4 protein-coding genes and 1 pseudogene are annotated in these 4,067 nt (G+C 64.8%); all 5 read left to right on the plus strand.

Translation table 11 applies throughout. From position 1 onward, the window contains the following. The coding region (locus Q0341_RS00615; RefSeq protein ID WP_299509835.1) for an SDR family oxidoreductase at positions 1–270 on the plus strand (270 nt) is incomplete at its 5' end. A gap of 20 nt (positions 271–290) precedes the next feature. Continuing rightward, a pseudogene (locus Q0341_RS00620) lies at positions 291–572 on the plus strand (MarR family transcriptional regulator); the annotation flags it as partial. A 207-nt stretch (positions 573–779) separates the two neighbouring features. Then, the gene (locus tag Q0341_RS00625) at positions 780–1,640 is read left to right on the plus strand and encodes an enoyl-CoA hydratase family protein (protein ID WP_299509842.1); all 861 of its coding nucleotides are present in this window, start codon (positions 780–782) and stop codon (positions 1,638–1,640) included. A gap of 3 nt (positions 1,641–1,643) precedes the next feature. Continuing rightward, positions 1,644–2,840, plus strand: a complete 1,197-nt coding sequence (locus Q0341_RS00630) for an acyl-CoA dehydrogenase family protein (RefSeq protein ID WP_299509837.1) — start codon at positions 1,644–1,646, stop codon at positions 2,838–2,840. 102 nt (positions 2,841–2,942) lie between these two features. After that, positions 2,943–4,067, plus strand: a 1,125-nt coding sequence (locus Q0341_RS00635; protein WP_299509839.1) for an AMP-binding protein, incomplete at its 3' end; no start/stop codon positions are given.

Genomic DNA, 4,067 nt, shown 5'->3' on the forward strand with positions numbered 1-4,067 from the left:
GTCAGCGCCGCCGCGCACGGGGTGCGGGTCATGGCCCTGTGCCCCGGCTACACCGAGACCGAGATCGTGGCCAGCGCGGTGCGCAACATCGTGGCCAAAACCGGCCAGAGCGAGGCGCAAGCGCGCACTGTGCTGGCGCAAAGCAACCCCCAACAGCGCTTGGTGCAGCCGGGTGAAGTGGCGCAAAGCGTGTTGTGGCTGTGCGCCGAAGGCAGCGGGGCCATCAACGGCCAAGCCATTGCCATCGATGGCGGGGAGCACGCCCGATGAGCGCCCGCGACCACACCGACATGGAGGTGCGGGCGCACTCGGGCCACCACGCCTCGCTGCGCCTGTGGCTGCGGCTGCTGTCGGCCACCACCGGCATCGAAGACACCATCCGCCAGCGGCTGCGCGAGCAATTTGGCATCACGCTGCCTCGCTTTGACCTGATGGCCCAGCTGGAGCGCGAACCCCAGGGCCTGTCCATGGGCGAGCTGTCGCGCCGCATGATGGTCACGGGCGGCAACGTCACCACCATCGTGGACCAACTTGAACGCGAACAGCTGGTGCAGCGCCAGCCCCAACCCGGCGACCGCCGCGCTTTTGCGGTGCACCTGACCCCAGCCGGGCGCGTCGCTTTTGCCGCCATGGCCAGCGCCCACGAAACCTGGGTGGTCGAGCTGCTGGCACCGCTGAACCCAGGGCAGCAAGAACAACTGCACCAGCTGCTGGGCACCCTCAAATACAGCCAAGCCCCAGTTGGCAATTCATCAGACACCGCACCCCCAGGAGACACCATGAGTCAACGTTACCTGCCCGGCCAGCCGCACCAGCTGCCGCGCCACAACACCGCCATGGCCGACTACCAGCCTGAGCACTTTTTGCTGAGCGTGACGGGCGGTGTGGCCACCGTCAGCCTGAACCGCCCCGAGCGCAAGAACCCGCTGTCGTTCGACTCGTATGCCGAGTTGCGCGACTTCTTCCGCGCCCTGCCCTACGCGCCCGACGTGCATGCCGTGGTCATCACCGGCGCCGGGGGCAACTTCTGCTCAGGTGGGGATGTGCACGAGATCATCGGCCCGCTCACAAAGCTCGACATGCCGGGTCTGCTGGCCTTCACCCGCATGACGGGCGACTTGGTCAAGGCCATGCGCGCTTGCCCACAACCCATCATTGCTGCGATTGACGGCGTGTGCGCCGGGGCCGGAGCGATTTTGGCCATGGCCTCGGACATGCGCCTGGGCACCGAGCGCAGCAAGACCTATTTCCTGTTCAACAAGGTCGGCCTGGCCGGTTGCGACATGGGCGCTTGCGCGTTATTGCCGCGCATCATTGGCCAGGGCCGTGCGAGTGAGCTGCTGTTCACCGGGCGCGGCTTGGGCGCGCTGGAGGCTGAGCGCTGGGGCTTTTACAACCGGGTGTGCGAGGCCGACAGCGTGTTGGCCGACGCCCAGACCTTGGCCGCGCAACTGGCCAACGGCCCCACCTTTGCCAACGGCATGACCAAAAAAATGCTGCAGCAAGAGTGGAACATGGGCGTGGACGAAGCCATCGAGGCCGAAGCCCAAGCGCAAGCCATCTGCATGGCCACCAACGACTTCCACCGGGCTTACCACGCCTTTGTGGCCAAGCAAACGCCCGTGTTTGAAGGGGACTGAGCCATGTCCGAACACCAAGCCACTCACCCGCCAGAACTCGACTGGCCTTTCTTTGACGACAGCCACCGCAGCTTCAAGGTGCGGCTCGATGCCTGGTGCCACGAACACTTGGCCCCTCCTCATGGTCATGCGCACCACAACGAAAGCCGCGATGCGGTGGACGCCGAATGCATCCGTCTGGTCCGCCTGCTGGGCAGCGGCGGCTGGCTCCAACACGCGGTGTCGGGCACGGCCTACGGCGCTGCGTCCGACGTGATCGACACGCGCCAGCTGTGCCTGCTGCGCGAGACACTGGCGTTTCACAACGGCTTGTCCGACTTCGCGTTTGCGATGCAGGGCTTGGGCACAGGTGCCATCAGCCTCATGGGCACAGCCGATCAAAAACAGCGCTACCTGCCGCGTGTGGCATCGGGCCAGGCCTTGTCAGCCTTTGCGCTCAGCGAACCCGATGCGGGCTCTGACGTCGCGGCCATGCAGTGCAGCGCCACCGCCACGGATGACGGCTATGTGCTGAACGGCCGCAAGACCTGGATCAGCAACGGCGGCATTGCCGACTTTTATGTGGTGTTCGCCCGCACGGGCGAAGCGCCAGGGGCGCGTGGCATCACGGCCTTCATTGTGGACGCCAACACGCCTGGCTTGTCCATTGAAGAACGCATCGACGTCATCGCGCCGCACCCGCTGGCCACGCTCAAGTTTGACCATTGCAATGTCGCTGCCAACCAACGCATTGGCGAAGCGGGCCAAGGTTTCAAGGTCGCCATGGCCACGCTCGATGTGTTTCGCACTTCGGTGGCGGCTGCTGCTTTGGGCTTTGGGCGACGGGCGTTGCACGAGTCCATCGCTTGGGCGCGTTCGCGCAAGATGTTCGGCCAAAGCTTGGGCAACTTTCAGATCACCCAGACCAAGAGCGCGCAGATGGCCACCATGCTGGACGCGGCCACGCTCTTGACCTACCGCGCCGCTTGGCTGCGCGACCAGGGCGCACGCATCACGCGCGAAGCGGCCATGGCCAAGATGAGCGCGACCGAAAACGCACAACAAATCATCGACATGGCGGTGCAGATGCACGGGGGCATGGGCGTCAAAAAAGGCGTGATGGTGGAGTCGCTGTACCGCGAGATCCGGGCGCTGCGCATTTACGAGGGGGCAACGGAAGTGCAGCAGTTGATCATTGGCAAGGATGTGTTGAAGGGGTAACGCCAAGCGCCAACGAATGGGTGAGCTGCCGAGGGGCCCCGGGGGCCCCTCGACAGCGTGGTGCGCAAGCACTCCCCAGTAAAACAACAAAACGGAGACGAGATGAACGACTGGAACACCCTTTTACCAAGCATGCATGTGGACACATTCACACGCGAGCATTTGCCGCCACCCGAGCAATGGCCGGTGTTCATCGCTGACCGTCCAGAACTTCAGTACCCAGACACGCTCAACTGCGCCGCAGAACTGGTGGACCGGCATGTGGCCGAGGGCCTTGGGCAACGGGTGGCGGTGCATGGCTTGCACGACATCGACCAACGCAGCGGCCCCTTCAGCTGGACCTATGCCCAACTGCAGGACCAGGTCAACCGCATCGCGCAGGTACTTACGCACGACATGGGTTTGCTGCCCGGCAACCGGGTGCTGCTGCGAGGGGGCAACAGCCCCATGATGGCGGCGTGTTTGCTGGCCAGCTTCAAAGCCGGGTTAGTGGCAGTGCCCACCATGCCGCTGCTGCGGGCGGGCGAGCTGGCCACCATCATCGACAAGGCCCAGGTCAGCGCCGCACTGTGCGACAGCGTGTTGGCCGACGAGCTGCGCCATTGCATGACGGAGGGCCACACCCACCACGCACCACGCCTGCAGCAGGTGCTTGAATTTCGCAGCAGCGCTGCACAAGGTCTGGAGCAGCGCATGCTGCGCCACAGCGGGCACTTTGAAGCGCACCCCACCAGCCGCGACGATGTGTGCCTGATCGCGTTCACCAGCGGCACCACCGGCCAGCCCAAGGGCACGCTGCACTTCCACCGTGATGTGCTGGCCATGTGCGACCTGTTCCCGCGTCACATCTTGCAAATGACCGAAGACGACGTGGTCTGCGGCACGCCGCCGATTGCCTTCACCTTTGGCCTGGGCGGCATGCTGGCGTTTGCGCTGCGCCATGGCGCCAGCACCGTGCTGCTTGAAAAGCACACGCCCGAAACCCTGCTGCAGACCATCACCCAATACCGAGCCACGCAGTGCTACACCGCGCCCACCATGTACCGCCAAATGGCGACGATGGCCGGGCAGCACGACCTGAGCAGCCTCCAGCACCCGGTGTCTGCAGGCGAGGCCTTGCCCGACGCCACCCGCCAGTTGTGGAAGCAGGCCACGGGCATCGAGATGACCGACGGCATTGGCGGCACCGAGGTGATCCACATCTACATCTCCAGTGCGGGCCAGCAA

It is taken from the genome of uncultured Limnohabitans sp. (assembly GCF_937889215.1).
Classification (GTDB): domain Bacteria; phylum Pseudomonadota; class Gammaproteobacteria; order Burkholderiales; family Burkholderiaceae_C; genus Limnohabitans_A.

Excerpts from the sequence above, each read along its gene's own strand:
- Q0341_RS00625 (WP_299509842.1), top strand. The coding sequence starts at position 780 with ATGAGTCAACGTTACCTGCCCGGCCAGCCGCACCAGCTGCCGCGCCAC.
- Q0341_RS00630 (WP_299509837.1), top strand. The coding sequence starts at position 1,644 with ATGTCCGAACACCAAGCCACTCACCCGCCAGAACTCGACTGGCCTTTC.